This window comes from Paraburkholderia sp. JHI869, assembly GCF_038900775.1.
In the GTDB taxonomy this organism is placed as follows: domain Bacteria; phylum Pseudomonadota; class Gammaproteobacteria; order Burkholderiales; family Burkholderiaceae; genus Paraburkholderia.
In genome coordinates this window covers 163,797-190,308 of record NZ_JAYMSC010000002.1, presented here as the reverse complement: position 1 = coordinate 190,308, position 26,512 = coordinate 163,797, and the positions used below count along the sequence as shown (strand labels likewise).

The following is a 26,512-nucleotide window of genomic DNA, read 5'->3' as shown; positions in this document are numbered from 1 at the left end:
CTCTGACTCATGACGGCAACCCGTTACTCCCGTATTCCCTACGCCGCGCTGAGCGCGCTCGCCGCAGCTTGCGCGCTGGCCGCCTGTACCGTAGGCCCCGACTATCGCGGCGCACCGGCCGTCGCGCCGGAAGCGGCGAACGCAGCTTCGTTCATGCGTACGCCCGCACAAGGCGTGACGCCCACGCGCGCGCCGAGCCAATGGTGGCTCGCACTGAACGACCCGCAACTGAACACGCTGATCGAAGCGGCGCTCGCCCATAATCCCGATGTGCGCGCGGCGCAGGCGCGTTTGCGTGCCTCGCGCGCGCAACTGCAACAGCAGCGTGCCGCCGAACTGCCGAAGGTCGCCGCGAGCGCAGCGGCGATCCGCATGCGCCAGCCGGACTTGAGCGCGTTGACGTCGGGCAGCAGCTCGGGGCAGGGCGGCTCTTCGGGCGGCGGTCCGATCACGTTCTACACGGCGGGCTTCGATGCGTCGTGGGAAATCGATCTGTTCGGCGGCACGCGCCGCGCCATTGAAGCGGCGGGCGCTGAGGCCGATGCCGTGAACGCCGATCTTGCGGACACCCAGGTATCGCTCGCGGCCGAAGTCGCGCAAGCCTATATCGATCTGCGCGACGAGCAGCAGCGCCTCGCCATCGCGCAGCACACAGCGGAACTGCAACAGGAGATGCTCACGCTCACCGAACAGCGCCGTGCGGGCGGTACGGCGGCCGAGGTGGACGTGCAGCGGCTCACGACGCAGGTGGAAAACACGCGCTCCACGATCACGCCGCTCGCGGCGCAAGTGGAAATATCACTCGATCAGCTGGCGGTGCTCACGGGCAAGGCGCCTGGCGCGCTCGACGCGGAGCTGGCAACGGCGCAGCCGCTGCCCACGATGCCTGCAAGCGTGCCCGTGAGTGATCCCACCACGATGCTTGCGCAACGCCCCGATATTCGTGCGGCGGAGCGGCGTCTCGCTTCGAACAATGCGCAGATCGGCGAGCACGTGGCTGACTATTTCCCCAAGCTCACGCTGTTCGGCGACCTCGGTTTTTCGGCCGCGGAGCCGGGGCACTTGTTCCGCAAGAGCAATTTCAGCTGGGTAGGCGCGCCGTATCTGCAGTGGAACGTGTTCGACTTCGGGCGCACGTTGGGTGCGGTGCGCGGCGCAGAAGCGTCGCGCGACGAAGCCGAGGCGCGCTACGAAAAGGCGGTGCTCGCGGCGCTCCAGGACGCGAACGCGTCGCTCTCGCGCTATGGCTATCAGCGCGAGCATCTGGTGACCTTGCAGAAGGTGCAGGTGTCGGCCGAGCGGTCCGCAACGCTCATGCGGCAGCGTTATCGCGCGGGGGCGTCGAGCCTCGTCGATCTGCTTGACACGCAGCGCACGGAATTCACCGCGCAGCAGAACGTGGTGTCGGGCCAGGCCGATTTGCTCAAGGACTTCGTGTCGTTGCAGAAGAGCCTGGGTCTTGGCTGGCAGACCACCACGACGGCCACGGCCGCCACGGCGGCAACGCCGGGCTAACCGGGTTCGGCGGGCGCGTGCTCGTGCGCGGCCGGCTCGCAATAGCCGAGCCGCGCAGAGATCGCCGCGCCCGCGCGCTTGAGCAGGGCGACGTAGTGCGCCTTCGTATCCGCGCCGCAGCGCATGGTCGGAAACGAAATCGAGAGGCCGGCGATCACATGCCCGAAGCGGTCGAACACGGGCACTGCCAGGCACTGCAAACCATCTTCCTGTTCTTCGTTGTCTTCGCCGTAGCCTTGCTCGCGCACGTGCGGAAGAATGCTCAGCACCGCATCGGCGGACGTGAGCGTTTTTTGCGTCGACTTTCTGAACTCCACGTGCGAAAGCGTTTCCTGCGCGTCGGCGGGCGGCATGAACGCGAGCAGCACCTTGCCGATTGCGGTGCTATGCAGCGGATTGCGCCGCCCTATGCGCGATTGCATGCGCAGGCCGTAATCGCAGTCGATCTTGTGGATATAGATGATCGCGTCTTCGTCGAATGCGCCCAGGTGGACCGCTTCGCGCGTGGCCTGCGCGATGCGGCGCATTTCGATGTCGGCCTCGCGCACGAGGTCCACGCTTTCGAGCGCCTTCGCGCCCAGTTCGAACAGCCGGATCGTCAGACGATAGCGGTCGGTTTCGACCTCCTGCGCGACATAGCCTAGCGCCTTCAGCGTTTGCAGCACGCGGTGCACCGTGGTTTTGGAGAGCGCAAGCCGCTGCGAAAGCTCGCTGATGCCGATCGGCCCATTCTCGCCGAGGGCACCGAGGATCGCAAACACGCGGCCGATCGACGAGACCGATTCGCCTTTTTCCGTGCCGCCGTCCGTTTCGTTCATTGCGTGCTCCTGTGCGCCGCGCTGACCTTTGCCCGTTTTTTCCACGCTTGCTGCCATTGTTGCTGGTCCATGTGTATCGCTAACGCGAGCATACCGCGTCCCGCGCGCACCGCGTGTGCTAGCGCGCTAGCCAGCCGCCGTCCACAGCGAGCGTGTGGCCGTGCACGTAATCCGACGCCGCCGAGGCGAGAAACACCACGGGTCCCGCGAGATCATCAGGCTCGCCCCAACGGGCCGCGGGAATGCGGTTGAGGATCTCGCCGTTGCGCTGGGCGTCGTCGCGCAAGGCGGCCGTGTTCGCTGTCGCCATATAACCGGGCGCGATCGCGTTGACGTTGATGCCGTGCGCGGCCCATTCGTTCGCGAGCAGGCGCGTGAGACCCAGCACGCCGCTTTTCGAGGCCGTATAGGAAGCCACGCGAATGCCGCCCTGAAACGACAGCATCGAAGCGATATTGATGATCTTGCCGCCGCCGCCCTGCGCGACGAACTGGCGCGCGGCCGCCTGAGCGAGAAAGAACACGCTCTTGAGGTTGACGTCCATGACGGCGTCCCAGTCGTCTTCGCCGAAGGTGAGCGCGTCTTCCCGCCGAATTACGCCAGCGTTGTTCACGAGGATGTCGATCCGTCCGCAGGCTTCGACGGCTGCTCGCACGATGTCCTCCACCGGCGCGATCGAACCGAGGTCGGCGCGCACGTCGATGAAGCGGCGCCCCAAGGCCTCGACTAGCGCAGACGTATTGCCGGGCTCGCCCCTGCAAACGCCGACGATGTCGCAGCCCGCCTGTGCGAGCGCGAGCGCCATGCCAGCACCCAGGCCCGTATTGCTGCCGGTGACGACGGCGACTTTGCCGCTGAGATCGAAGGGATTGAGCGTGCTGGATGCCATGAGCAGGCAGGCCTTGTAGATCGAAGGGAGTTAGCGCAGATCGCGCACGGCGAGATGATCCATGTCGCCGAACACCTGGTTCTCGCCGACCATGCCCCAGATGAACGTATAGGCACGTGTGCCGACGCCCGAATGGATCGACCAGCTCGGCGAGATCACGGCCTGCTCGTTGTGCACGAGAATGTGCCGTGTTTCATGCGGCTCGCCCATCAGGTGGAAGACCGCCGCGTCGTCGGCCACATTGAAATAGAAGTACACCTCCATGCGCCGCTCGTGCGTGTGGCACGGCATGGTGTTCCAGAGGCTGCCGGGTTCGAGCTTGGTCATGCCCATTGAAAGCTGGCAAGTGGGCAGCACTTCCGGCACGATGAACTTGTAGATCGTGCGCCGGTTGCTCGTGGCCGCATCACCAAGTGTTTGCGGCGATGCTTCGGATAACGAAATGGTGCGCGTGGGATACGCGGTATGCGCAGGCGCACAATTGAGGTAGAACTTCGCGGGCCGCGCCGGATCGTTGCTGCCGAATGCGACAGCCTGTGCGCCCTTGCCGATATAGATCGCTTCCTCGTTGCGCACCGCGTGGCGCACGCCGTCCACGTCCACCCAGCCGTCGCCGCCGATATTGATCGCGCCCAGTTCGCGCCGCTCCAGCAGATAGCTCACACCGATCGACTTGCCGAGCGTGGCGCTTACCTCGACCGCGCGCGTGGCGGGAAACGCGCCGCCCACGATGATGCGGTCCACGTGGCTGTAGGTGAGCATGAGCGCATCGGGCTCGAATACGCGTTCGATCAGGAACTCGCGGCGCAGTCCCGCCGTGTCGAGCGTCTTTGCGTATTCGCTGTTGAGGCTTTGTCGGACTTCCATGCCATGTCTCCGTTGGATGGGGCGGCGCACCGTCTGTCGTGGACTATAGTGCAGATTCTCATTTTCGGAACATCGGTCCGGAAATGTTGCGACGCCGTAGCGCGCTTGGCAAGCCGTCTGCCCAAATAGTGAATCGTTAGCGGGTAAACGTTGATGATTTTCTACTCAAAAATCGGAACAGCGTTCCTTTCCCGCTGCTATCCTGTTTCCGGTAAGGGAGCACCGCGAGAAAAAAGCCGGACGCGCCAACGTGCCGATCCGGCAACCGGATGCAAAATCCACGGAGGAGGCATGAAGCTGAAGAAGGCCATAGACCGCATACCAGGCGGCCTGATGCTGGTCCCGCTGCTGCTCGGCGCCTGTGTTCATACGTTCGCGCCAGGAGCAGGCAAATACTTTGGTTCGTTCACCAATGGATTGATCACCGGCACCGTGCCGATTCTCGCGGTGTGGTTCTTCTGCATGGGCGCGACCATCGACCTGCGCGCAACAGGCACCGTGCTGCGCAAGTCCGGCACGCTGCTCGTCACGAAGATGCTCGTGGCCTGGGTCGCCACGCTGGTCGCCGCGCATTTCATTCCCGTTGACGGCGTGAAGACCGGGCTCTTCGCCGGGCTCTCCGTGCTCGCCATCACGACCTCGATGGACATGACCAACGGCGGTCTCTATGCGGCCGTGATGCAGCAATACGGCACGAAGGAGGAGGCGGGTGCATTCGTGCTGATGTCGGTCGAGTCGGGGCCGCTCGTCAGCATGCTCATCCTCGGCGCGACCGGCGTCGCGTTCTTCGAGCCGCGTCTATTCGTGGGCGCCGTGCTGCCGTTTCTGGTCGGCTTTACCTTGGGCAATCTCGACAGCGATCTGCGCGAACTGTTCGGCCGCTGCGTGCATCCGCTCATTCCGTTCTTCGGCTTTGCGCTGGGCAACGGCATCGATCTCAATGTGATCGTCACGAGCGGCATCCCGGGCGTGGTGCTCGGGCTGGGCGTGATCGTCGTGACCGGCATTCCGCTGATTCTTGCCGATCGCCTGATTGCAGGCGGCAACGGTGCGGCGGGGCTCGCGGCTTCGTCCACGGCGGGCGCGGCGGTGGCGAATCCGGCCATCATCGGCGAGATGATTCCGAGTTTCAAACCGCTCGTGCCGGCGGCAACGGCGATGGTCGCCACCGCCTGCCTCGTGACCGCGATCCTCGTGCCGATGCTCACGGCGCTGTGGGTGCGCCGCCGAAGCGCGCGCGATGCGTTGCTACAGGAACTGATGGAACCGCCCGTGCCGCCCGTGGCGGGGCGCGACGCTCACGTTTGATTGATAGGCGAGACGAGGTTCCCGTGCACGGGAACCTCGCTTCACACGCGCTTAACTGCGTGCTTCGCCGCGCGCCATGCTGGCGAGCACGCCGTCCCGGCGAATGAGCGCGTGAAAGAGCGCGGCCCCCAGATGCAGCAATACGGTCGCGTACAGCGCCATGGCGAGCCACGTATGCGCGGCGCGCAGCCAAGCATAGAGCGTGACATCATGCGGCACGATCGGCGGCAGGTGCACGCCGCCGAACATCACGATGGGATAGCCGCCCGCAGATAGCATCGACCAGCCGATCAGCGGCATGGCGATCATCAACGCATAGAGCACGAGGTGCGAAGCGTGCGCGCCAAGCCGCTGCCAGATGGGCAGATCGGCGGGCAAGGGCGGCGCGCCGCGCATGAGCCGCACGGCCAGGCGCAGCAGCACGAGCGCGAGCAGCGCAATGCCCAGCGGCCGGTGGAGCGCGAGCAGCGTGTCGTGCAGCCGCGAGACCGTCGAGACCATCCCCACGCCTACGAACAGCATCGTAACGATCAGGACTGCCATCGACCAATGCAGAAGGCGCTGGAGTGCGCTGAAGTGTTGGCCCGGTTGTTTCATGGCTGCGCGCCTCCATGCGTTTGCGCGAGGTTGGCTTCCTCACGCGTGCGTCGATTGAACGAAACGGCATACGCTGCCGAACGGGCGGCGAGCAAGGGGTCGTCGGAAGGCTTCAGGCCGGCGGGCAGGATGGTCGGATCGTAGTTCACGTCTCGGCACATGCCGTTGGCTTGTGGCTCGGCCCGCTGCAAGACAAGCGTGCCTGCGTCGATCTGCTGGCGGTCCGCGGGCCATCCCTGCGTGGCGTCGTTCGTGGGGTCGCCGGGTGCCGCGACCGTGAGCACCAGATGCCAACGCAGCGGGCCTGCTGCGAAGCGCGTGGTGAAGTCGTCGGCCAGGAAGTTCGGGTTGGCTTTTTCTGCGGGCGTTTGCGGCGCATACGCCACTTCGGGCACCGTCTGCCAGCGCACGGCACGCTGGTTGCCGGCAGCATCAGTTGCGATGAACGCGTTGACGCTGTAGAACGCCGTATTCGCGAAACTGGAGGAGGGCGGATTCGCCTTCAGCCAGTTGCGGAACGGCAGTGTTTCCGGATTCGCCTGGAAGAAAGCGTCGAGTTTCGCGGGGTCGGGCTTGCCCGTTGCCGGATCCGGTTTCGATGCCACCAGTTGGCTATAGAACTGCTTCGGGGTGCGAACGACAAAAATAGGAACCGAATTCATGCCGGTGCGCCACTGCTCGCCGTCCTGCAACTGGAAGAGCAGCGCCATGCTGCGCACGGGGGTGCTCGCGTCGGGCGCGGCGGGACTGCTGCCGGGAATGGCGAAGCGTCCGATCACGGGCGTGCGTCCCGGCGCGAACACGGCCGCTCGCGAGACTTGCGCGCCGTTGCCGTTGCTCTCGAACCAGCCTTCCACGCAGAGCCCCTTGGCATGATTGCGCCGATAGCCCGTATGGATGCCGTAGTTCGACTCGAACGTATTGATGATATGCGGCGCGGTGATGCGTGTTGGCGTGAGCCAGCCGGCCGTCCATGCAAATGCCGCGCCAGCGCAACCCACCACGGCCGCAATGGCCGCGAGCCGGCATGGCACGCAGATCGAGGCGCGGTTCACGGGCGTGCCCCTTTGCGCGCGCGCCGCAACGCAATCGAAAGCGAAAAGTGTGCGAGTGTGTGCATGATGGGTCCAGTCTATGGCCGAGGGCCGTTACTGGCGTCAACAACACGGCTCTGCGTTTTATTCCATGGGCGAAGCGAAATCGTGCAACGATGCTATGGCGCGCGTGTTACATCGTTGAAAGCCTTAAACCGGATCGATGCGCGAAGGAGTGAGTGATGCTGACTGGCGGTTGCTTATGCGGAAAGGTCCGCTACCAGATTTCGGCTGCGCCGATTGGCAGCACGGTGTGCCATTGCGTGGATTGCCGGCGCGCTTCGGGGGCGCCGTTCGTCGGCTGGATCAGCGTGCCGTGGAGTGCGTTCACGGTCGTTGCGGGTGCAACGAAAACGCGTGCGTCGAGTCCGGGTGTTGAGCGCGGGTTCTGCGCCGATTGCGGTACGCCGCTCACCTACCGGCACGCCGCATTCGCGGGCGAGATCGACGTGGCGACGGGCACGCTCGATCGTCCCGACGACGCGCCGCCCGAGCATCACACCTGGACCTCGCAGAAGCTGGCCTGGGTGCAACTCGCGGACGGTTTGCCGCAATATCCGCATGCGCTTCCCGAACCGTAAGCGGCCGAGAAGCGCGCTTCAACGAGAAGCGATCAACGATGCTCGGAAACGAACTTCGTGACGAGATAGGCTTCCATCGCTTCGCTGCCGCCTTCCGAGCCGTAACCCGAATCCTTGACGCCGCCGAACGGCGTTTCCGGCAGGGCGAGGCCGTGGTGGTTAATCGACAGCATGCCGGTTTCCACGTCGTCGGAAAGTGCGGCCGAGGTCGCGCTCGAACGCGTGTAGGCATACGCGGCGAGACCGTACGGCAGACGGTTGGCTTCGACGATCGCGTCCTTGTAGCTCGAGAAACGCGAGATCGGCGCGATCGGGCCGAACGGCTCTTCGTTCATGATGCGCGCGGAAAGCGGCACGTCGGTGAGCACGGTCGGCGCGAAGAAGTAGCCTTCGCGGCCCACGCGTTCGCCACCCGTGAGCACCTTCGCGCCCTGTTCGCGCGCGTCGGCCACGAGGCGTTCCATTGCCGCGAGGCGGCGGTCGTTCGCGAGCGGACCCATTTGCACGCCGTCTTCCAGACCGTTGCCCACCTTGATCGCGCGCGTGGTCGCGACGAAGTGCTCGACAAATTCGTCGTACGCGGCGTCTTCCACCATGAAGCGCGTGGGCGAGATGCACACCTGGCCCGCGTTGCGGAACTTGGCGCTCGCGAGCAGCTTCGCGGCGCGCGGCACGTCGGCGTCGGCGAACACGATGGCCGGGGCGTGGCCGCCCAGTTCCATCGTGGCGCGCTTCATGTGCTCGCCGGCCTTCGAGGCGAGCAGCTTGCCCACCGGCGTCGAGCCCGTGAACGAAATCTTGCGGATGGCCGGATGCGCGATCAGGTACGACGACACTTCCGAAGGCACACCGAACACGAGGTTCAGCACGCCAGCGGGCAGGCCTGCGTCGGCGAACACCTTCACGAGTTCGGCGCAGCTGGCCGGCGTTTCTTCCGGTCCCTTGAGCACGACGGTACAGCCCGAGGCGAGCGCGGCCGACACCTTGCGCACGGCCTGGTTGAGCGGGAAGTTCCACGGCGTGAACGCGGCGACCGGACCCACCGGCTCGCGCGTGACGATCTGGCGAACGGCGTCCGAGCGCGACGGGATCACGCGGCCATAGGTGCGGCGGCCTTCTTCGGCGAACCAGTCGATCGTGTCGCCGCCCGCGAGCGTTTCGAGCTTCGCTTCGCCAAACGGCTTGCCCTGCTCGCGCGTCATGATCGCGGCGATGTCGTCGGCGCGATCGCGCAGCAGTTGCGCGGCGCGGCGCATGAGCTTGCTGCGCTCGAGCGGCGAGACCTTGCGCCATTCGCGGAAGGCGCGCTCGGCGGCGGTGGCCGCATCGGAGAGGTCCTGCTCGCTCGCGAGGCTCAGGCGGCCGATTTCCGCTTCGGTCGCCGGGTCGATCACAGCAATCGTCTTCGCGCCGGCGCGCCATGCGCCGTCGATGTAGATCTGGGTGTTGGGATAGGGCTTCACGCTGGAACTCATGATGGGACGATCCTTTTCAACGGTTCAACGACAGGCTCTCGCCGCGCGCACGGCAATGCGCGCAGGCCAGCGCCGGAAAATGCGGAGCGCCCATTGTGCCACCGGTTCGCAGATGCTGCAGGACGTGCAAAAGGAAAGGGCCGATGTCTGGAGACATTGGCCCTTTTTAACCCACACTATGAGAACGAGCGCATCAATCGGCTAAGAAGCTATAGAGCGCTCAAAATTCGAGCGTTGCGTTGGCAACGAAGGTGCGCGTGGCCGAGGGCATGACGTAATAGCCCCAAGCCGCAGTCCAGTAGCTGCGATTGAACAGATTGTTCACGCCCGCGCGCAGCGTGACGTCCTTGCCGGCCACCTGGGTTTCGTATTTCGCGCTCAGGTCCCACGTCGTATAAGCGGAGACGAACTGCGTGTTCGCGGCATCGACAGCCATATTGCCGACATATTTGCCGCCGAACGCGACCGTGAGCGCGCGCAGATACGACGGGTTGTATTCCACGCGGCCCGTGAGCGTGAAGCGCGGCGTGGCGTACACGCGCTTGCCTTCCACGCTCGGGTCGTCCACGTCCACGGCCTTCGCGTTCAGCCACATCACGCCGCCCATCAGGCGCCAGTCGTGAGCGAGTTGCAGCCACCCGCTCGCGTCCACGCCGTCGTAGCGCTTTGTGCCGCTCTGCACGAAGACGTTTGCCATATTGGTGTATTCGTAGCCCTGATCGACGCGGAACAGCGCGAGATTCGCGCCCCAGTCGCGGTGATCGGCCTTGAACCCCACCTCATACTGCTTGCTCTTGAGCGGGCCGTAGGTCTGCGGATAGTTGACGTTCGTGTTGCTCGCCGCGCCGCCTTGCTGCAGGCCTTCGACATAGCTCGCATAGAGCGTCGAATCCGGGTCGAGCTTGAACATGAGCGCGGCGGTCGGCGTGACCGGGTTCGCGCTATAGCTCGACGCCTGCGACTGATCGGTGTTGTAGGTGGTGTCGCGGAACTGCGTGTAGCGCAGACCCAGCAGCGCGGAGAAGCGCGAAGTGAATTGCACGGTGTCGCTCGCGTAGAGCGCGGTTTGCGTGGTGATCTCGTGGCGGTACAGGTTCTCGCCGATATGCACCGCGTCGTTCGTGAGCAGCGTGCTGCCGTAGATATTCCCGATGCCGAGGAAATAGCCGCTGTTCCAGCCTTCGCTGTCGTCGTATTCGTTTTGCTGGCTCTGATAGCTCGCGCCCACCACCACATCGTGCTTGAACGGGCCGGTGTCGAATTTGCCCTGCACGTTGGCATCGACGTTTTGATAGAAGTAGCGCGTCAACGCGGCATAGAGCGTGTTGGTGTAGTCGCCTTGCGTGTTGAAGACGGAGAGCAGGCTATCGGAGTTGTAACGGTTTTCCTTGGCGAAGCGGTACTTGAGGTTCGCGTGCCAGTTCTCCGAGAAGCGATAGTCGAGCCCGGTGCCGAACGAGGCGATCTCCGTTTCGTACCAGTTTTGCGGCTGCGTGAGCTGGCGCGTGACCTTGCTCGCGTCGGGAATGCCGAGCGGATTGCCGTTTTCGTCGGTGCCGAAGTAGAGGCCGAACAGCGTGCCGGTGGTCTTGCGCTTCTGATAGAACGCGTCGACCGTCCATGTGAGGTCCGGCGTGATGCGATAGTCGAGCGCAAGCGATGCCACCTGGCGGCGCACGTGACCGTTCGCTTCGGCGGTGTTGCCGTCTTCGTTCACGAGATTCAGGCGATAGCCGAACTGTTTGTCCGGGCCAAAGCGTCCGCCCAGGTCGATCTTCTGGCTGAGGACGCCCGCTGATTGGTAGCCGATCGAGAAGCTGCGGTACGGGTCGTCGGTCGGACGCTTGAGCACGTAGTTGACGATGCCGCCCGGATTGCTGAAGCCATACATGAAGCCCGAAAGCCCCTTGAGCATCTCCACCTGCTCGAATTGTTCGAGCGAAAGCTCGGTGTCCCACGAGGGGAAGTTCTGGCCGTCCACCTTCACGCCGTTAAGCATGTCGACCGGCAGGCCGCGAATGCTGAAGGCCGAGTTTTCGCCGGTCATGTTGTTACCGACATCGGTCACGGCCGGGTCGTACTTGAAGAGGTCGTTGGCCGTGGAGGCGAGGCGGTCCTTGCCTTCCTCCGTCGTCACCACGTTGGTCGAGAACGGCGTGTCCACCTGCCTGCGGTTGCCGAGCGCGCCCGCGCTCACACGGTCCGGCGAGGCCGCAGCGCTGTCGCGCGCGGCGCTGACCTTGACGGTGGGCAGCGCCTGGTTGCTCCCGGTTTGCGTGCCGTCTTGCGCTTCGGCCAAGGCATTGTCTTGCGCCCAGCCTGGCGCGGAGAGCGTGATGAGCGTGATACCGACGCTCACCAGCAGCGCGGCGCTGAGTTGCGCGCGGCGTGCAAGCGCAGCGGATGAACGGAAACGGACGGGGTCGAGGCGAGGGCGGCAGGCGGCGGCAGGATTTTGCATGTTCTTCTGATCAATTGAGCGCGAGAAATAAGGCGAAACGGTGGTCTCGATACGTAATCGCCTTGAAAGCGCTGCAAATGGTAATGCAAATGATTCGCATCTACAACAAAAAGCATATAGCCGCCCGTAGGGTTGTGAAATCGCCGCATCTTGATGGGCCATTCCTTGCGTTTGCCGCCCTTTTATGCCAACGGACCAACCGCCGTGGCTGTGTAGGTAGACAAAAAAAGCGGCGCCCAAAGGCGCCGCAAATAGGGAAACAGAAAAGAAATCGTAAGACCGCGTCTAGCGTCGGACTCAGCTCAGCTTCGTGACCGGCGCAACGGCCGCGGGGTCGCTGATGCTCGGGCGGCCGTTTTCGACGTGTCCGGCGAAGCGCCAGGCGAACGTCGCGTCGTCGCGGCTCGTGACCGTGAGGTCGTACCAGTGATGGCTCGAGGCGAGGACCCAGACTTCGTCGATTTGCGCACCGGCCGGCACGACCACGTTGCGCTCGTGCGCGCCATAGGCGTTGTCGGTGACGTTCAGGTGCGCGACGCTGCTGCCCGCGTTCGAGAACCTGAGGAAGAGGTTGCCGTTGGCCACGTCGTAGTGCGCCGACACGGCCGGCGCCGGTGCGCGGCCCGACTTGCCCGGACCCGACTGCGCGGCCGTGCCTGCGAAGCGGCGCACGAAGCCGTTCGGGCCATGCACCTCGAATGCATAGACGCCGTTCGTCGGGGTGAGGTCCCACGTGTCGTCGAGCGCCTTGCCTGCCTCGACCGTGTAGCGCCACGGGCCGTCGCTGCGATTCGTGCCGTACACGTAGAAGTGCGCGCCCTGGCGGCCCGTGTTCGCGAACGTGATCGAAAGCGTGTTGTTCCGCGCTTCGGGCTTCGCGTTCACATGCAGTTCGTAGGGCAGCGCGCGCGCGTAGCGCACGCCCGGCTCCTGCGCGTCGATCGGCAGCGGCGTGGCTGGCACCGTGGGCGCCGAGTTGGCCGAGCACTGGTTGTCGGCGAGCGTCATGTAGTTGCTCGTATCCGGCAGCGTGGGCATCGTCGCGTCGGGCGTGCGGAAGTCGAAGCACGTCGTGAGGTCGCCGCACACCGCGCGGCGCCATGCCGTGATGTTGGGCTCCTGCACGCCGAAACGCTGCTCGATGAAGCGGATCACCGAGGTGTGGTCGAACACCTGCGAGCAGACGAAGCCGCCCTTGGTCCACGGCGAGACGACCGTCATCGGCACGCGCGGTCCGAGGCCGTAGGGCAGGCCGTCGGCGGTGTACTTGCCGCCACGGCCCGAGGGGTTGATGACGTTGTGGATCTCGCCCTCGACGCTCACCGTCGACTTGCCCTGCGTGGACGTCGTGGGCGGCTGCGGCGGCACGACATGGTCGAAGAAGCCGTCGTTCTCGTCATACATGATGAAGAGCACGGTCTTGCTCCACACGTCGGGGTTCGACGTCAGCGCTTCGATGATCTGCGAGGTGTATTCCGCGCCATAGGCCGGCGTGTACTTCGGGTGCTCCGAGAACGCCGCGGGCGGCAAGAGCCACGAGACTTGCGGCAAATTATTCTGGAGTACGTCGTTTTTCAGGTCGGCGATCGTGCGTACCGTTTGCGCGCGCTGGTAAAGCGCCGAACCGGGCTGCGCGTTGATGAAGTTCGCGAAGTTCTGCAGGATGTTCGTGCCGTAGTTGCCGTTCAGCGGGTCGCTGCCGTTCGTCCCCTGCTGGTAGATCTGCCACGAGATGCCGGCGGCCTGCAGGCGCTCGGGGTAGGTCGTCCACGAGAGCAGTTGATACGTGGGCGGCACGTCGCCGTCCACGAAGTCGTTGTTGTCGAGCAGCGGGCCGCCCATCGTGCCGGTCGGATCGACCATGCCGGTCATGAGATACGAGCGGTTCGGGTGCGTCGGGCCAGGCAGCGAGCAGAAGTAGTTGTCGCACACCGTGAAGGCATCGGCCAGCGCGTAGTGGAACGGAATGTCCGCGCGCAGGTAATAGCCCATCGTCATATCGGTCTTGTACTGCGGCCACTGGTTGTACAGACCGTTGTTGATCGCGTACTGCGTGGGGTACCACGAGTGGTCGAGATCGCCCACACATTGCGCGCTCGTCTTGAACGTGTCGAGGTGGAACGGCAGCACGGGCTTGGTGGCGTCTTCCTTCGACGGCTGATACCACACCGGCAAGCCGCCCGGCAGCGGAATCGGCAGGCGGTCGTTGTAGCCGCGCACGCCGCGCATATGGCCGAAGTAGTGGTCGAACGATCGGTTCTCCTGCATGAACACGACGATGTGCTCAACATCGCGGATCGTGCCCGTGCGCGAATTGGCCGGGATGGCCAGCGCATTGCGGATCGATTCGGGAAGAACGGTCATCGCTGCGGCGGCGGCGCCCGACTGCGCGACGGTCTGCAGGAAACGGCGACGGCTGTTTGACGTCATTGTTGCTCACCTTTCTGCTTGGGGTTGGAGTGTCGTGCCCGGCGGCGTGCTGATACAGCGGCACGCAGGGGCACGAAGGTGCAATGCTTCAATGGCTGGATGTTGCTGGACTGCTGGAATCGTTGCCGTTGCTGGCCTGGGTCTGCGCGCTGTCTCCCGGCGCGTAGCTCATGACCGGCGCGACCTGATCGCTGTCGGCGGCGATGCTGGCCTGTGCGTTTTGCGCGGGGTCGCTCGTCGTGTTCGCGGCGGGTGCCGCGTTCGCGCCGTAAGCGGGTATGGCGCTCGGGTTCGTCGACGCGTTTGTCGAACCGCTTATCGACGCGTTCGTGTCGGGCGTCGGCAACGGCGATATCCGCGTGCTATTCGCCAATGGCGTTGCGGCGCTCTGGCTTTCGGATGGTGCAGCCGATGTATCCGGCGTCGACGAAGCCGCCGACGAGCCGTAGCCCGGGCCGCATGCATCGAGCATGATGGTTGCGAGTACAACGATAGTCGCGGTCGACAGGGTCGTCGACACGCGGTTGGCAAGGCGTATTCTCATGTGCGCATCCGTTCTGTGGGGATGGGTCGCGCACAGTTTCGCCGCCATTGAAGAAAGAATTGTGAAATGCACGAAAACGTTTGCATGCGATGAATTTCCTTTGCAAACGTGCGGCATGAAAAACATTCGCTGCCGATTCGCAGCTAACGAAATGCTTTCACTTTGCGGAGCCGGTTTCGTGCGCGCGAAGCAGCACGTCGGTCGCGCGATGCGGCATCTCGACCTGATCGATCAGGAACACTTCGCCGCGCGAGTGCTCCGCGCGCAGCGGCAGGATCGCCTGATAGGCGCTGGAGCAATACCACGCGCGCGCGGTCTCGCGACTTGCGAATTCGATCATGATGAGGTCGCCGGAAAACTTGCCTTCGAGCCGCTCGACGCGCCCGCCGTGAATGATGAAACGGCCGCCGAAGGGGGCGAGTGTGGCATCGATTTTCTCCAGGTATTCGACGATGGCGGGGCAGGGTTCGACGTCCCGCAGATGGGCGATGGCGTAGGCAGTCATGGCAGGTCTCGCAAGCGTGAAATGGCGTGAAGGAGGTGGGCCGACGCTTGCAAGAGTAGGGCGCGTGGAGCAGGGAATCGATTACCCCAGAGGTAAAGCGCGTGCTGCGCCGGGCTTAGGCTGAAGGCGTGCCGCGGGGTAAAATACATGCCATGCGCAGTCCGGATCGAGACGTTTGCGCTTTTCGCCACCGCCGCCATGAACCCGTCACCCGAGAACAAACCCGCACGCAAGCAGCCGCCCACGTGGCTGCTGAACACCCTCACGGCGCTCGTGGGCGTGCTGACGCTCGCGCTGGGTATTGGCTGGATCGTCTACAAGTGGGTCGTCGATCTGGAAGTTCCGTACTTCGCCATTCCGCTCGTGATGTGCGTGCCGGTGATCGTCGCCGTGGCGTTCCGCAACATCTGGGATTGAGACGCGCGAGCGCCTCGCTCGCCCAAACGTTGTTTCAAACCCCGAAACGCTCCGCACACGCCGCGCGCACGCGCTCCACGACGGCGCTCCACGTTTCGTCCATGCGCTGGCGGAACAGGCGCATCGTGCCGGGATACCACGGCGAATCCTCGCGGCCGTGCATCCAGCGCCAGTCCAGATCGTGCTGCGGCAGCAGCACCCAGCACGGTTTGCCGAGCGACGCCGCCAGATGCGCGGTGGACGTATCCACGCAAATCACGAGATCGAGCTGCGCGATGACGGCCGCGGTATCGACGAAATCGCCCACGTCCGTGCCCAGATGCAACAGCGGCTGGTCCGCGGGCGGATGGCTGGCCTCGTCTTCTCCCTGACCTTTTTGCAGGCTCACGAACTGCAGCCCCGGCACACGCCAGAGCGGCGCGAGCGCGGCCAGCGTTGGCAGCGAGCGGTGCGCGTCGTTGAAATGCTTCGGATTGCCCTTCCAGACGATGCCGATGCGCGGACCCGCCGCGAGCGTGGCGAGGCGCGCGCGCCAGTGCTCGACGAGCGCGGGCTCGGGCGTGTAGACGAGCGGCGCGGGGATCGTGTCGAGCGTGGTGCGCAGACGATGCGGCACGCTGATGGGGCTGACCCATGCGTCGAACCGGGCGGATGCGGCCGCGCCGGCGTCGTGGTCGAGCACGGCGTCGATACCCTCCACGCTGCCAAGCAGCCGATGCAGCGACGCCTGGCACGCGAATGCGACGTGCGCCGCGCCCTGTGCCTTGAGCACACGCGCATAGCGCCCGAATTGCAGCATGTCGCCAAGGCCGTCCTCCTGCCACAGCAGCAGCGACTTGCCGGCGAGCGGCTCGCCTTGCCAGGCCGGGCACTTCAACAGGCGTTGCGTCGCGTGATGCACGAAGCCGGGCATCGTATAGCGGCATTCGTAGCGCGCGAAGCCTTCCTCGAAGCGGCCCATGCTGATGAGCAGCGTGGCGAGGCGGAACTTCGCGTCGCCGTAGTCGGGATTCGCGTCGAGCGCGCGGCGGTAGCCGGCCTCCGCCTCGTCGAGCTGGCCGTGCTCTTTGTGCAGGCTGGCGATATTGAAGTGCGCCTCGGCGAAGTCGGGGCGTACGGCAAGGGCTGCATGGAGCACGTCGAGCGCTTCGCCGCGCCGCCCGAGCGCCATGAGCACGCAGGCGAGATTGTTGTACGCCTCGACGCGGCCCGGCAGGCGGCGCAGCGTCTCGCGATAGGCGGCTTCGGCTTCGGGCAGCCGCTCGAGCGTATGCAGCGCGACGCCGAGGTTGTACTGCGCTTCGGTGTGGTTCGGCGCGAGCGCGAGCGTCCGGCGAAACGCCACCTCCGCCTCCGGTGCGCGCTTGAGCTCGTTGAGCACGCAGCCGAGGTTGTTGAGCGCATCCACGAAATCGGGGCGAATCTGCAGCGCGAGGCGGGCGGCGAGTTCCGCTTCCGCGAGCTTGCCCGACGCCTTGAGCAGCATGGCGAGGTTGTTGAGCGCCTCCGGATACTGCGGCTGGATCAGCAGCGCCTCGTGAAAGGCGCCGGCTGCGGCCTCCCACTGCTCCTGGTCGCGCAGCAGCATGCCAAGACCGTTATGGGCCTTCGCGTGGCGCGGGTTCGCGGCGATGGTGGCGCGAAACGCGCTTTCGGCTTCGGCCTGGCGGCCTTGTCCTTGCAGCAGGACGCCGAGGTTGTAGTGCGCGTCGGCGTGATCGGGGCAGTGCGCGAGCACTGCGCGAAAAGCCGCTTCCGCTTCGGCATGTTGCGCCTGGCGCTGCAATACGACGCCGAGGTTGCAGCGTGCGGTGCTGTCGGCCGGCATCAGGTTCAGCAGCCGCTCATAAAGCGACTGCGCCTGGGCGAGGGCGCCGAGCGTTGCATAGAGCGCGGCGAGCCCGCTGTACGCCTGGACGAAGTCGGGCCTGACGGCGAGGCAGCGCAGCCAGAGCGCCTCGCCGCGCGCCACGTCGCCCGTGCCCGTGGCGCTCAGGGCCGCGAGATTGAGCGCCGGCGCGAGCGTGGCGTCATCGGCGGCGCGCTGGCCGACGAGCGGGTCGAGCAGCGCGAGCGCGTCGGCGAAGCGGTGGGCGTCGCAGTGCGCATTGGCTTCGCGCAGGATGTCGTCGGGGGCGGGCGCGAGAGGCGTCGAAATGGTCACAGTGAAAATCGTAAGAGACGGGGCGCGGCGCCTGGGCGACACGAACAATGAGGCAAGGTCGAGGTTACGACAGCTCGCGTCGAGGCAACGGCGCGAATTGAGCGCATCCGCTGCGCTTATTCGGGCGATAGGCCCGTTTGGCCCGAAAAAGCTTGCAGATGGCTTGCATTTCGGGCGCGTGCCGTGGGTAGGCCGTAAGGGGCGGCGTTTGCGCGCGCAGGCATGGGCAACGCCCGTCTCCATGGGTCAATCTGCCCGATTGTTTCGTATTCCGAACAATATGTCATCGCGCGCGCCGAAACGGGCCGCACGCGATGTCACGCGTCAGGGCACTCAGGGCACGAGCACCTGCCGCCCGACCACCTTGCCCTGCACGAGCGCTTCGAACGCCGCGTTGATTTCCGTGAGCGGGCGCGTGGAGACGGGCGAAGGCTGCATCTTGCCTTCGCGCATCAGCGTGACGAGTTCGCGCAGCTCGGGCAGCGTGCCCACGTAGCTGCCCTCGATCTTCAGCGGCCGCATCGGGATGATGGGCAGCGAAAGCGTGAGGTCGCCGCCCATGAGCCCAACGATCACCACGTGGCCGCCGCGTGCGCACGAGTCGAGCGCGAGTTTGACGGTGGGCGTCGCGCCCACGAGGTCGAGCACCGCACGTGCGCCGCCGCCGGTTGCCGCGACGATCTGCTGCACGGCGTCCTCCGCGCGTGCGTCGATGGCCGCGAGCGCGCCGGCTGCAAGCGCGGCTTCTCGCTTGGCGGGGTCCACGTCCACGACGATCGCGCCTTGTGCGCCCATCGCCTTGAGCACTTCGAGCGCCATCATGCCGAGGCCGCCCGCGCCGATCACGACCACAGGGCCTTCATGGATGCGTTCGCCGAACTTCTTCACGGCCGAATACGTCGTCACACCCGCGCAGGCGAGCGGCGCGGCCTTCACGGGATCGAGGCCGGCGAGATCCACGAGATAGCGCGGATGCGGCACGATCACGTAGTCGGCAAAGCCGCCGTCGCGCAGCACGCCGAGCGACTGCGGCTTCGCGCAGATGTTCTCTTCGCCGCGCTTGCAGGCCGCGCATTCGCCGCAGCCGATCCACGGATGCACCACTGTCGACGTGCCTGCAGCGAGTGCTTCCGCCGCGCCTTGCGCATCGGGCCCGAGTGCCACGACCTCGCCGCAGATTTCATGGCTCGGCGTGAGCGGCAGCTTGATGCCGCGGTCGGCGAGCGAGAGCTTCTTGCCGCCGCCCAGGTCGTAATAGCCTTCCCAGATATGCAGATCGGAGTGGCACAGGCCCGCGGCCTTCACGCGCAGCAATACTTCGGTGCCCCTGGGTTCGGGCACGTCGCGCTCAATCAGCTCGAGCGGCTTGCCGTGATGGATAACGCAGTAACAGCGCATTTGCATCGATGTCTCCGTGAGTGTTGTGTACGACGGCCAGGCACGGCCAGGCGAAAAGCGGTGTCTATGCATCATAGCGGATGCGATACATATTCGTCCGGTCGTTCTATTTTCGGGGCTACGCAGATCGTTGCATAGCTAACTATATTGGGTTATGCTGTGCGCATGTTCGATCATTGCCTTTACTTCAACACCACGGCGCTCGCGCGGCGCCTCGAGCGCGAATGGGCGGAAGCCTTCGAGCCCTTCGAGCTCACGCCGCCGCAGGGTTTCATGCTGCGCGCCGTGCTGGAGCGTCCCGGTTCGCCGCAGCGCGACCTGGCCGATCTGCTCTCCATCGCGCGTCCCACGGCTACGCGTGTGCTCGACGGTCTCGAGGCGCGCGGCTATGTGGAGCGCCAGCGCACCGAGGACGACGGCCGCGAAGTGGCGATCGTGCCCACGGCGCAGGCCATGGCGATTCGCGAGGCGCTCAATGCCGCGAGCGCGACGGTTACGAGCCGGCTCAAGCGCACGCTGGGCGGGGAGGCATTCGTGGATACGGTGTCGCGTCTGCGCACGGCGCGCGCCACGTTGTGCTGAATCCGCACGGCACGCTTTATGCGCAGCGGTAGGGCATTAAAGCAAGGTATTAAAGAGTAGGGAGTTGCATCATGCGGCGCATAGGCGCTTTCTGTATTTCAACCTGGCTTGCGGCCGCGGTTCTTGTTCTCGGGCGCCATTCGGTGCCGTTGATGGCGCTCAGCGGTGTGATCGTGTTCGCCGGCTTCGATCTATTTCGTCCTGATTCGGGCGATCAGTAACGCTGTGCTGCGAGCGCCGCGCGTAGCACGCGCCGCTCGCAGTCCTTACATCACATCACATCTCTTCGGCCCACGACATGTTCTCGCGCGCAAGCAGCGCCGAAGACGCCGCCGGCCCGAACGTGCCTGCCGTATAAGTGCGCGGGCGATCGTTCAGTTCCTTCCAGCCGTCGAGAATCGGTTCGACCCACGACCACGCGGCTTCCAGTTCGTCGCGGCGCATGAAGTGTGTGAGGCGGCCGCGGATCACGTCGATCAGCAAACGCTCGTAGGCTTCGGCGCGACGTTCGGGAATGGCCTGCTGCAAGTCGAGATTCAGGCTCACGGGCAGCATGTTCATGCCGCTGCCCGGTTCCTTCGCGAGCATCTGCAACTGGATCGACTCTTCCGGTTGAAGCTGGATCACGAGACGGTTGCCGTAATGGCGCGGGCCGCTCGGGAAAATCGAGAACGGCAGGTCCGCGAATTCGATCACGATTTCCGACTGGCGCTTCTGCAGGCGCTTGCCCGTGCGCAGGAAGAACGGCACGTTGGCCCAACGCCAGTTGTTGATGTTGGCGCGCAGCGACACGAACGTTTCCGCCTTGCTGTCGGCCGGCACGTTGTCTTCTTCCAGATAACCCTTCACCGGCTTGCCGTCCACGGCGCCCGCCGCGTACTGGCCGCGCACCGTGTCGCGCGCGATGTCGGCGAGCGACATGGGGCGCAGCGAGCGCAGCACCTTGAGCTTTTCGTCGCGCACGGCGTCCGGGTCGAGCGAGACGGGCGGCTCCATTGCCACAATGCACAGCAGTTGCAACAGGTGGTTCTGCACCATATCGCGCAGCGCGCCCGTGTGATCGTAGAAGCCCGCGCGGCTGCCCACACCCACCGTTTCCGCCACCGTGATCTGCACGCTGCGAATGTACGGCGCTTGCCACAGCGGCCCGAAGATCGGATTGCCGAAGCGCAGCACCATCAGGTTCTGCACCGTTTCCTTGCCCAGATAGTGGTCGATCCGGTAGATCTGCGATTCGGCGAAATGCCGGCCCACCGACTCGTTGATCTCCTGCGCCGAGGCGAGATCGTGGCCGAGCGGTTTTTCGAGCACCACGCGCGAGCTGCTGTCGATCAGACCGCCTGCGGTGAGGTTGTCGCAAATCGTCGTGAACAGTTCCGGCGACGTGGAGAGATAGAACACGCGCAGCGCATGCTCGCGCGACGCCGACTTCAGGTTCGCGTAATCGGCGGGATCGTTCACGTCGATGATCACGTAATGGAACAGGTTCAGATAGCGGTCCCACGCTTGCGCGTCGAACGCTTTCGCGTCGATGAACGGACGCGACTGCTCTTCCATGAACTTGCGATAGTCGTCGATCGTCCAGTTCTTGCGGCCCACGGCGATGATGCGCGTTTCCGGCGGCAGGTTGCCGTGCAGGTGCGCCATGTAGAGCGCGGGCAGCAGTTTGCGCGCGGCCAGGTCGCCTCCGCCGCCGAAAATAATCATGTCGACGGGCTGTTCGGGCAAGGCTTGGGCAGGCTGATTCGTCATGGCAGGTCGGAGGTGACGCGCGCTCGGGTAACGGTGTTGGGCACGACCGCTAGCGCGCGGTTGCAAAACCCGCGCTCCTCGCAAGAGCGGGGCGCGGCGAAAACGCTAATGGTGCATGGTTTCGCGCGAGTTTGCACGCGTGGCGCGAACGGGGCGTTGCGTGAGACTTCTGTGACGATAAACCGACCGGCCGTTCAAATACGCATCGCGTGGCATTCCGCTGATCTTTAACCGAGCCCCGGCACCGCTACGCCGAAAGTCGTGAGCACCAGCGCGACATTGAGCACGAGCACCGCGACCGCGCCCGCCACGGCTCCCGCAGCGGTGAGCGCACGGTTACGATGAGGCCCCATCACGTCGCCGCGGCACGTGAACCACACGAGCGCGGCCATCGGGAACGGCAGCGCGAGGCTCAGCACGACCTGGCTCATGACGAGCGCTTCGGTGGCGTTCACGCCCAGCGCGACGACGATAAAACTCGGCACCATCGTGATCGCGCGGCGCAGCCAAAGCGGTATGCGGAAGTTCACGAAGCCTTGCATGATCATCTGCCCCGCGAGCGTGCCGACCACGGAACTGGAAATGCCCGAGGCGATCAGCGAAACGAGGAAGATGCTGGCGGCCGCCGCGCCCAGCAGCGGGGCGAGCGTGCGGTAAGCGGTCTCGATCTCGGCGACATCGGCATAGCCTTGGTGAAACGCGCCAGAGGCCATCACGACCATCGCCATGTTGATGAGCCCGGCCACCGAAAGCGCGACCACGACCTCGATGTTAGAAAACTTCACGAGGCGTTTGCGCTCGGCGTCGTTGCGCGCGAGCACGCGCGCCTGGGTGAGCCCCGAGTGGAGAAAGAGCGCGTGCGGCATGACCGTTGCGCCGATGATGCCGACCGCGATCGTCACGGCTTGCGCATCGGGCAGGCGCGGCGTGGCGAGGTGGCGCAAGAGGCTCGGCCAGTCGGTCGGCGTGATGAAAAGCTCCAGAACATAGCAAATGCCGATCACGCCCACGAGCGCGCCGATCAGGAGTTCGAGCGGCCGGAAGCCCGCGCGCTGGAGAAACAGCAGCGCGTAGGTCACGATGGCCGTCACTCCCATGCCCGCGAGCAGCGGCAGGTGAAAGAGAAGTGCAAGCCCGATCGCACCGCCGAGGAACTCGGCGAGATCGGTGGCCATGGCCGCGATCTCGCTCACGATCCACATGAGCCACACGAGTGGCGCCGGCAGGTTGTCGCGGCACAGTTCGGCGAGATTGCGCCCCGTGGCGATGCCGAGCTTCGCGGAGAGCCCTTGAAACAGCATGGCGATGACGTTGGCGAGCAGCACGACCCAAAGGAGCGCGTAGCCGTAGCGCGCACCGGCCTGGATGTTGGTCGCGATGTTGCCGGGGTCGATGTAGGCGACGGAAATGACGACGGCCGGACCCGCAAGCGGCAGCAGAAGGGCGACGCCGCGGCGGCGTCCTTCGAGCGCTTCGCGCACAGCGGCGGCCGTGTTGCGGGTGAGGCCGTCGGGGGCGCGCGCGGTGGAATCCGCGCTATCTGCGCGGTCGTCGCGGGCGCGATGATCCATGCAACTTCTCGTGCGACTCAGGGTCTGTATGCGCAGCCCATCGCCATGACCCTTGCATGGAGCACAGATAAATGCGGCAAATGCTTTGCACAGGCGTCATCGGATTCGGGCCCTCATGCGTTAAGCAGGCATTCCGCGCGCCTGCGTTGGCACTATCTCAGCACAAACCGGCGCGGCGCGCCTACGCTGCTCTCTTTCCCTTACGAAATGCCTGAATTCCCGATCTTTTCGAATGCACCGGCTCACATGAAAAACACGCTCGCGACTGCGCTGCTAATGAGCGGCCTTGCATGGGGCGCGCTCGCCCACGCCGACGACAAGGTCATCGTGCTCGACTCGGGCGAGGCGAAGCTCTCGCTCATCGACCAGGCGAGCCGTACCGTGGTCGGCACCGAGCCCACGGGCAAGGAACCGCACCACCTGATGATCACGCCTGATGGCAAGTCGCTCATCGTCGCCGATTCGGTGTCGAATGACCTGCTGTTCCTCGACCCGCATACGGGGCAGATACAGCGCCGCCTGGAAGGCATTGAAGATCCGTATCAGCTTGGTTTCTCGCCCGACCGCAAATGGTTCGTGACTGCGGGCCTGCGCCTCGACCGCGTGGACGTTTATCACTACGACGGCCAGAACCTCACGATCGCCAAGCGCATTCCGCTCGCGAAAACGCCGAGCCATATCACGTTCGCGTCCGACAACAAAACGGCGTTCATCACGCTTCAGGACACGGGCGAAGTGGCCGCGATCGACCTGCCGACGCAAACGGTGCTGTGGAAGCTGCAAGTGGGCAACACGCCCGCAGGCCTGTGGATGACGCCCGGCGACAAGTACCTGCTCGTGGGCATGACGGGCGAGGACAACGTGGCCGTGGTCGACTGGCACAACCGCACGGTCGTGAAAAAGATCCAGACCGGCCGCGGCGCACATAACTTCCGCAATCTGGACGATGGCAAACATATCGCCGTGTCCAATCGCGTGGAGAGCACGATCAGCATTCTCGATTACACGACGCTCACGAAAGTGGCCGACATCACGGGCCTGCGCCCCGGTCCCGACGACATGGAGCTGTCGGCGGACAAGCGTTACCTCTGGGTGACGTTCCGTTTCGCGAAGCACGTGGGCATCATCGACCTGAACACGCGTAAATTGATCGATACGATCCAGGTGGGCCGCTCGCCGCACGGCATCTACTTTGCGAACAGCGCGCCGGTGTACGCGCCGAACCCGGACTGATTGAGGAGTCTCGATGCTCGACACGCTGATTTCGCAGGCCGACAACCTCGTTTCGTGGCTGCAGACGCTCCTCTACGTGGACGTGGTGCAGCCGATCTTCTACAAGGTCGGCCTGATGGGCTACGACGAGGACACCTACGACGCGCTCTACTGGGTGATCGTGGGCATGCTGCAGATCTGCGCCTCGTATGTGCTGCTGCGTCCGCTCGAAGCGCTGCGTCCCGCGGAAGCCTGGCGCGATCGCAAGGCGCTGCGCGCCGACGTCTGGTACACGTGGATCGCGAAGCTCGGCATTCTGAACATCGCGTTCTTCTTTCTGCTCACGCCCGTGTTCAATCACTGGCAGAGCCTGATGGCGATCCACAACGTGCCGAACATCGAAGTGGATAGCCTGTGGCCCGGCGTGACCGACAAGCCGCTCGTGTCGTTCCTGATCTATCTCGTCGTGCTCGACTTCGCGGGCTACTGGTATCACCGCTGGCAGCATCGCTTCGGCGTGTGGTGGGAATTGCATGCGGTTCACCACAGCCAGCAGCAGATGTCGCTGTGGTGCGACGATCGCAATCATTTCCTCGACGACATCGTGCAGGCCGCGTTCTTTGCGGGCATCTCGCTCTTTATCGGCGTGCCGCCCGCGCAGTTCGTCGTGCTCGTAGCCGTGAGCAACTTCATGCAGAGCGTGCAGCACGTCAATGCGCGGCTCGACTTTGGCTGGCTGCTCGAGCGTATCGTGGTGAGTCCGGCGTTTCATCGCCGCCACCATGCGATCGGCTATGGCCACGAAGGCACGCGCTACGGCTGCAACTTCGGCGTGCTGTTTCCGTGGTGGGACGTGATGTTCCGCACGGCGTCGTGGAACAAGGAACATGAGCCCACTGGCATTCGCGACCAGTTGCCCGCGCCGCAGGGCCGCGGCGCGAACTATGGCGAAGGCCTGCTCGCGCAGCAGTGGTTCGCGCTTGTTCGCATTGCGCGGCGCCTCGCGGGCAAGGGGTATCCGATGGGGGACGCGGCGCGCTGATCTTCGCGGCGTGCGTTGCGGTGTCTCAAGCGAGGCGGCCTTCGGGCCGCCTCGTTGCATTCCGGCATGCCGTTTCGTGATGCCGCAGGCGCGGCGGATGCGATAATCGCGCATTCATCCCCCACACATGCATGATGCGCGCGTCAAAGGCGCAGTTGGAGAACATCTTGAGCCGTATCGACAATCCGCAGCACGACCAGGAAGTCGGCGTGGCCGACGCCACCCAGGACACGACCCGCATCGACGACACGCGCATCGGCGCCGTGCGGCCGCTTATTTCGCCCGCGCTGCTGCTCGACGAACTGCCGGTGCCGCAGGACACGCAGACGCTCGTCGAAACGAGCCGCGGCGAGATCGCCGAAGTGCTCGCGCAGCGCGACGACCGGCTCGTGGTGGTGGTGGGCCCGTGCTCGATCCACGACCACGACCAGGCGATCGAATACGCGAATCTCCTCAAGGCGAAGGCCGACGCGCTCAAAGACGATCTGCTGATCGTCATGCGCGTGTACTTCGAGAAGCCGCGCACCACGGTGGGCTGGAAGGGCTATATCAACGATCCGCGTCTGGATGGCAGCTTCCGGATCAACGAAGGGTTGCGCGCGGCGCGTCAGCTGCTGCTCGACATCAACGCGCTCGGCCTGCCCACGGCCACCGAATTCCTCGACCTGTTGAGCCCGCAGTTCATCGCCGACCTCGTGGCGTGGGGCGCGATCGGCGCGCGCACGACGGAGAGCCAGAGCCACCGGCAGCTCGCTTCGGGCCTCTCGTGCCCGATCGGCTTCAAGAACGGCACCGACGGCGGCGTGCAAGTGGCCAGCGACGCCATCGTCGCCGCACGCGCGAGCCACGCGTTCATGGGCATGACGAAGATGGGCATGGCCGCGATCTTCGAAACGCGCGGCAACGACGACTGCCACGTAATCCTGCGCGGCGGCAAGAGCGGACCGAATTACGACGCGGCTTCGGTGGCGGCGTGCTGCGCGTCGCTCGCGAAGGCCGGGCTGCGCGAGCAGGTCATGATCGACTGCTCGCACGCGAATTCGAACAAGGCGCACCAGCGTCAGATCGACGTGGCGCGCGATATCGGCGAGCAACTGGCGGGCGGCGACAAGCGCATCATCGGCGTGATGATCGAGAGCCATCTCGAAGAGGGTCGCCAGGACCAGAAGCCGGGCGTGCCGCTCAAGCGCGGCGTGTCGATTACCGATGCGTGCATCAGCTGGGCGCAGACGGCGCCGGTGCTCGATGGGCTGGCGCAGGCGGTGCGGGAGCGGCGGAAGGTGGGGTGAG

General features: G+C 64.9%; 23 protein-coding genes. 9 read left to right on the top strand and 14 right to left on the bottom strand.

What is annotated here, in order from left to right; translation table 11 throughout:
- The first annotated feature begins 9 nt into the window (after nt 1–9).
- The gene (locus tag VSR72_RS04200; RefSeq protein ID WP_342951168.1) at nt 10–1,515 is read left to right on the top strand and encodes an efflux transporter outer membrane subunit; all 1,506 of its coding nucleotides are present in this window, start codon (nt 10–12) and stop codon (nt 1,513–1,515) included.
- Here the strand turns inward: VSR72_RS04200 and kdgR are convergent.
- The 3 genes from kdgR to kduI form a co-directional block, all read right to left on the bottom strand.
- A complete protein-coding gene (kdgR, locus tag VSR72_RS04195; RefSeq protein ID WP_342951167.1) occupies nt 1,512–2,333 on the bottom strand; it encodes a DNA-binding transcriptional regulator KdgR in 822 nt (273 codons plus the stop codon). The two genes, VSR72_RS04200 and kdgR, sit on opposite strands and share 4 nt — an antisense overlap.
- A 118-nt stretch (nt 2,334–2,451) precedes the next feature.
- The gene (gene kduD / locus VSR72_RS04190; protein WP_342951166.1) at nt 2,452–3,222 is read right to left on the bottom strand and encodes a 2-dehydro-3-deoxy-D-gluconate 5-dehydrogenase KduD; all 771 of its coding nucleotides are present in this window, start codon (nt 3,220–3,222) and stop codon (nt 2,452–2,454) included.
- Between the two features lie 30 nt (nt 3,223–3,252).
- Nucleotides 3,253–4,089: a 5-dehydro-4-deoxy-D-glucuronate isomerase gene (gene kduI, locus VSR72_RS04185; protein ID WP_342951165.1), complete on the bottom strand. Its 837-nt coding sequence runs from the start codon at nt 4,087–4,089 to the stop codon at nt 3,253–3,255.
- A gap of 291 nt (nt 4,090–4,380) precedes the next feature.
- On the opposite strand from kduI, the gene kdgT reads away from it, so the two are divergent.
- A complete protein-coding gene (gene kdgT / locus VSR72_RS04180) occupies nt 4,381–5,397 on the top strand; it encodes a 2-keto-3-deoxygluconate transporter (RefSeq protein ID WP_342951164.1) in 1,017 nt (338 codons plus the stop codon).
- Nucleotides 5,398–5,448: 51 nt separating this feature from the next.
- Here the strand turns inward: kdgT and VSR72_RS04175 are convergent, their stop codons facing one another.
- Together VSR72_RS04175 and VSR72_RS04170 are read right to left on the bottom strand one after the other, a co-directional pair.
- Entirely contained in the window at nt 5,449–5,994 is a 546-nt protein-coding gene (locus tag VSR72_RS04175; protein ID WP_342951163.1) for a cytochrome b, read from the bottom strand.
- Nucleotides 5,991–7,049 (bottom strand): catalase family peroxidase, encoded by a 1,059-nt coding sequence (locus tag VSR72_RS04170; RefSeq protein ID WP_342951162.1) that lies wholly within the window; start codon nt 7,047–7,049, stop codon nt 5,991–5,993. Before VSR72_RS04170 ends, VSR72_RS04175 begins: the two co-directional genes overlap by 4 nt.
- A 221-nt stretch (nt 7,050–7,270) precedes the next feature.
- Here VSR72_RS04170 and VSR72_RS04165 point away from each other — a divergent pair, with 221 nt between their 5' ends.
- Nucleotides 7,271–7,669, top strand: coding sequence for a GFA family protein (locus tag VSR72_RS04165; RefSeq protein ID WP_342951161.1), 399 nt, complete (start codon nt 7,271–7,273; stop codon nt 7,667–7,669).
- A 32-nt stretch (nt 7,670–7,701) separates the two neighbouring features.
- Here VSR72_RS04165 and VSR72_RS04160 read toward each other — a convergent pair whose 3' ends face one another.
- The 5 genes from VSR72_RS04160 to VSR72_RS04140 all read right to left on the bottom strand — a co-directional run bounded on the left by VSR72_RS04160 (nt 7,702) and on the right by VSR72_RS04140 (nt 15,084).
- Nucleotides 7,702–9,144, bottom strand: coding sequence for an NAD-dependent succinate-semialdehyde dehydrogenase (locus tag VSR72_RS04160; RefSeq protein WP_201700195.1), 1,443 nt, complete (start codon nt 9,142–9,144; stop codon nt 7,702–7,704).
- Between the two features lie 220 nt (nt 9,145–9,364).
- Nucleotides 9,365–11,605, bottom strand: coding sequence for a TonB-dependent siderophore receptor (locus tag VSR72_RS04155; protein WP_342951160.1), 2,241 nt, complete (start codon nt 11,603–11,605; stop codon nt 9,365–9,367).
- A gap of 297 nt (nt 11,606–11,902) precedes the next feature.
- Nucleotides 11,903–14,035, bottom strand: coding sequence for a phospholipase C, phosphocholine-specific (locus tag VSR72_RS04150; protein ID WP_342951159.1), 2,133 nt, complete (start codon nt 14,033–14,035; stop codon nt 11,903–11,905).
- 88 nt (nt 14,036–14,123) lie between these two features.
- Entirely contained in the window at nt 14,124–14,579 is a 456-nt protein-coding gene (locus tag VSR72_RS04145) for a hypothetical protein (protein ID WP_342951158.1), read from the bottom strand.
- A gap of 157 nt (nt 14,580–14,736) precedes the next feature.
- Entirely contained in the window at nt 14,737–15,084 is a 348-nt protein-coding gene (locus VSR72_RS04140) for a DUF1330 domain-containing protein (RefSeq protein ID WP_342951157.1), read from the bottom strand.
- 198 nt (nt 15,085–15,282) lie between these two features.
- Between VSR72_RS04140 and VSR72_RS04135 the strand changes: the two genes are divergently transcribed.
- Complete coding sequence (locus tag VSR72_RS04135; protein ID WP_342951562.1) at nt 15,283–15,501, top strand: hypothetical protein; 219 nt, start codon at nt 15,283–15,285, stop codon at nt 15,499–15,501.
- A 34-nt stretch (nt 15,502–15,535) separates the two neighbouring features.
- On the opposite strand, the gene VSR72_RS04130 is transcribed toward VSR72_RS04135, so the two are convergent.
- Nucleotides 15,536–17,665, bottom strand: a complete 2,130-nt coding sequence (locus VSR72_RS04130) for a tetratricopeptide repeat protein (protein ID WP_342951156.1) — start codon at nt 17,663–17,665, stop codon at nt 15,536–15,538.
- Nucleotides 17,666–17,998: 333 nt separating this feature from the next.
- Nucleotides 17,999–19,063 carry an alcohol dehydrogenase gene (locus VSR72_RS04125; protein WP_342951561.1) on the bottom strand — a complete coding sequence of 355 codons (1,065 nt, stop codon included), beginning with the start codon at nt 19,061–19,063 and terminating at the stop codon, nt 17,999–18,001.
- A gap of 165 nt (nt 19,064–19,228) precedes the next feature.
- On the opposite strand from VSR72_RS04125, the gene VSR72_RS04120 reads away from it, so the two are divergent.
- Complete coding sequence (locus VSR72_RS04120) at nt 19,229–19,645, top strand: MarR family transcriptional regulator (protein WP_342951155.1); 417 nt, start codon at nt 19,229–19,231, stop codon at nt 19,643–19,645.
- 71 nt (nt 19,646–19,716) lie between these two features.
- Nucleotides 19,717–19,866 (top strand): hypothetical protein, encoded by a 150-nt coding sequence (locus tag VSR72_RS04115; protein WP_342951154.1) that lies wholly within the window; start codon nt 19,717–19,719, stop codon nt 19,864–19,866.
- 55 nt (nt 19,867–19,921) lie between these two features.
- Here the strand turns inward: VSR72_RS04115 and zwf are convergent, their stop codons facing one another.
- Nucleotides 19,922–21,397: a glucose-6-phosphate dehydrogenase gene (gene zwf, locus VSR72_RS04110; protein ID WP_342951153.1), complete on the bottom strand. Its 1,476-nt coding sequence runs from the start codon at nt 21,395–21,397 to the stop codon at nt 19,922–19,924.
- A 227-nt stretch (nt 21,398–21,624) separates the two neighbouring features.
- Complete coding sequence (locus VSR72_RS04105; protein WP_342951152.1) at nt 21,625–22,968, bottom strand: Nramp family divalent metal transporter; 1,344 nt, start codon at nt 22,966–22,968, stop codon at nt 21,625–21,627.
- A gap of 246 nt (nt 22,969–23,214) precedes the next feature.
- Here VSR72_RS04105 and VSR72_RS04100 point away from each other — a divergent pair, with 246 nt between their 5' ends.
- The 3 genes from VSR72_RS04100 to VSR72_RS04090 all read left to right on the top strand — a co-directional run bounded on the left by VSR72_RS04100 (nt 23,215) and on the right by VSR72_RS04090 (nt 26,511).
- A complete protein-coding gene (locus tag VSR72_RS04100; protein WP_342951151.1) occupies nt 23,215–24,201 on the top strand; it encodes a beta-propeller fold lactonase family protein in 987 nt (328 codons plus the stop codon).
- Between the two features lie 13 nt (nt 24,202–24,214).
- Nucleotides 24,215–25,222 carry a sterol desaturase family protein gene (locus VSR72_RS04095; protein WP_342951150.1) on the top strand — a complete coding sequence of 336 codons (1,008 nt, stop codon included), beginning with the start codon at nt 24,215–24,217 and terminating at the stop codon, nt 25,220–25,222.
- Between the two features lie 167 nt (nt 25,223–25,389).
- Nucleotides 25,390–26,511: a 3-deoxy-7-phosphoheptulonate synthase gene (locus VSR72_RS04090; RefSeq protein WP_342951149.1), complete on the top strand. Its 1,122-nt coding sequence runs from the start codon at nt 25,390–25,392 to the stop codon at nt 26,509–26,511.
- Nucleotide 26,512: the final 1 nt, after the last annotated feature.

Bases quoted from the DNA above. Each gene is read 5' to 3' on its own strand.
- VSR72_RS04100 (WP_342951151.1), top strand. From the start codon at position 23,215: ATGAAAAACACGCTCGCGACTGCGCTGCTAATGAGCGGCCTTGCATGG.
- VSR72_RS04165 (WP_342951161.1), top strand. From the start codon at position 7,271: ATGCTGACTGGCGGTTGCTTATGCGGAAAGGTCCGCTACCAGATTTCG.
- VSR72_RS04175 (WP_342951163.1), bottom strand. From the start codon at position 5,994: ATGAAACAACCGGGCCAACACTTCAGCGCACTCCAGCGCCTTCTGCAT.
- VSR72_RS04140 (WP_342951157.1), bottom strand. From the start codon at position 15,084: ATGACTGCCTACGCCATCGCCCATCTGCGGGACGTCGAACCCTGCCCC.
- VSR72_RS04155 (WP_342951160.1), bottom strand. From the start codon at position 11,605: ATGCAAAATCCTGCCGCCGCCTGCCGCCCTCGCCTCGACCCCGTCCGT.
- kduI (WP_342951165.1), bottom strand. From the start codon at position 4,089: ATGGAAGTCCGACAAAGCCTCAACAGCGAATACGCAAAGACGCTCGAC.
- VSR72_RS04150 (WP_342951159.1), bottom strand. From the start codon at position 14,035: ATGACGTCAAACAGCCGTCGCCGTTTCCTGCAGACCGTCGCGCAGTCG.
- kdgT (WP_342951164.1), top strand. From the start codon at position 4,381: ATGAAGCTGAAGAAGGCCATAGACCGCATACCAGGCGGCCTGATGCTG.
- VSR72_RS04125 (WP_342951561.1), bottom strand. From the start codon at position 19,063: ATGCGCTGTTACTGCGTTATCCATCACGGCAAGCCGCTCGAGCTGATT.
- VSR72_RS04105 (WP_342951152.1), bottom strand. From the start codon at position 22,968: ATGGATCATCGCGCCCGCGACGACCGCGCAGATAGCGCGGATTCCACC.
- VSR72_RS04135 (WP_342951562.1), top strand. From the start codon at position 15,283: ATGAACCCGTCACCCGAGAACAAACCCGCACGCAAGCAGCCGCCCACG.
- kduD (WP_342951166.1), bottom strand. From the start codon at position 3,222: ATGGCATCCAGCACGCTCAATCCCTTCGATCTCAGCGGCAAAGTCGCC.
- kdgR (WP_342951167.1), bottom strand. From the start codon at position 2,333: ATGAACGAAACGGACGGCGGCACGGAAAAAGGCGAATCGGTCTCGTCG.
- zwf (WP_342951153.1), bottom strand. From the start codon at position 21,397: ATGACGAATCAGCCTGCCCAAGCCTTGCCCGAACAGCCCGTCGACATG.
- VSR72_RS04145 (WP_342951158.1), bottom strand. From the start codon at position 14,579: ATGAGAATACGCCTTGCCAACCGCGTGTCGACGACCCTGTCGACCGCG.
- VSR72_RS04095 (WP_342951150.1), top strand. From the start codon at position 24,215: ATGCTCGACACGCTGATTTCGCAGGCCGACAACCTCGTTTCGTGGCTG.
- VSR72_RS04160 (WP_201700195.1), bottom strand. From the start codon at position 9,144: ATGAGTTCCAGCGTGAAGCCCTATCCCAACACCCAGATCTACATCGAC.
- VSR72_RS04120 (WP_342951155.1), top strand. From the start codon at position 19,229: ATGTTCGATCATTGCCTTTACTTCAACACCACGGCGCTCGCGCGGCGC.
- VSR72_RS04200 (WP_342951168.1), top strand. From the start codon at position 10: ATGACGGCAACCCGTTACTCCCGTATTCCCTACGCCGCGCTGAGCGCG.
- VSR72_RS04115 (WP_342951154.1), top strand. From the start codon at position 19,717: ATGCGGCGCATAGGCGCTTTCTGTATTTCAACCTGGCTTGCGGCCGCG.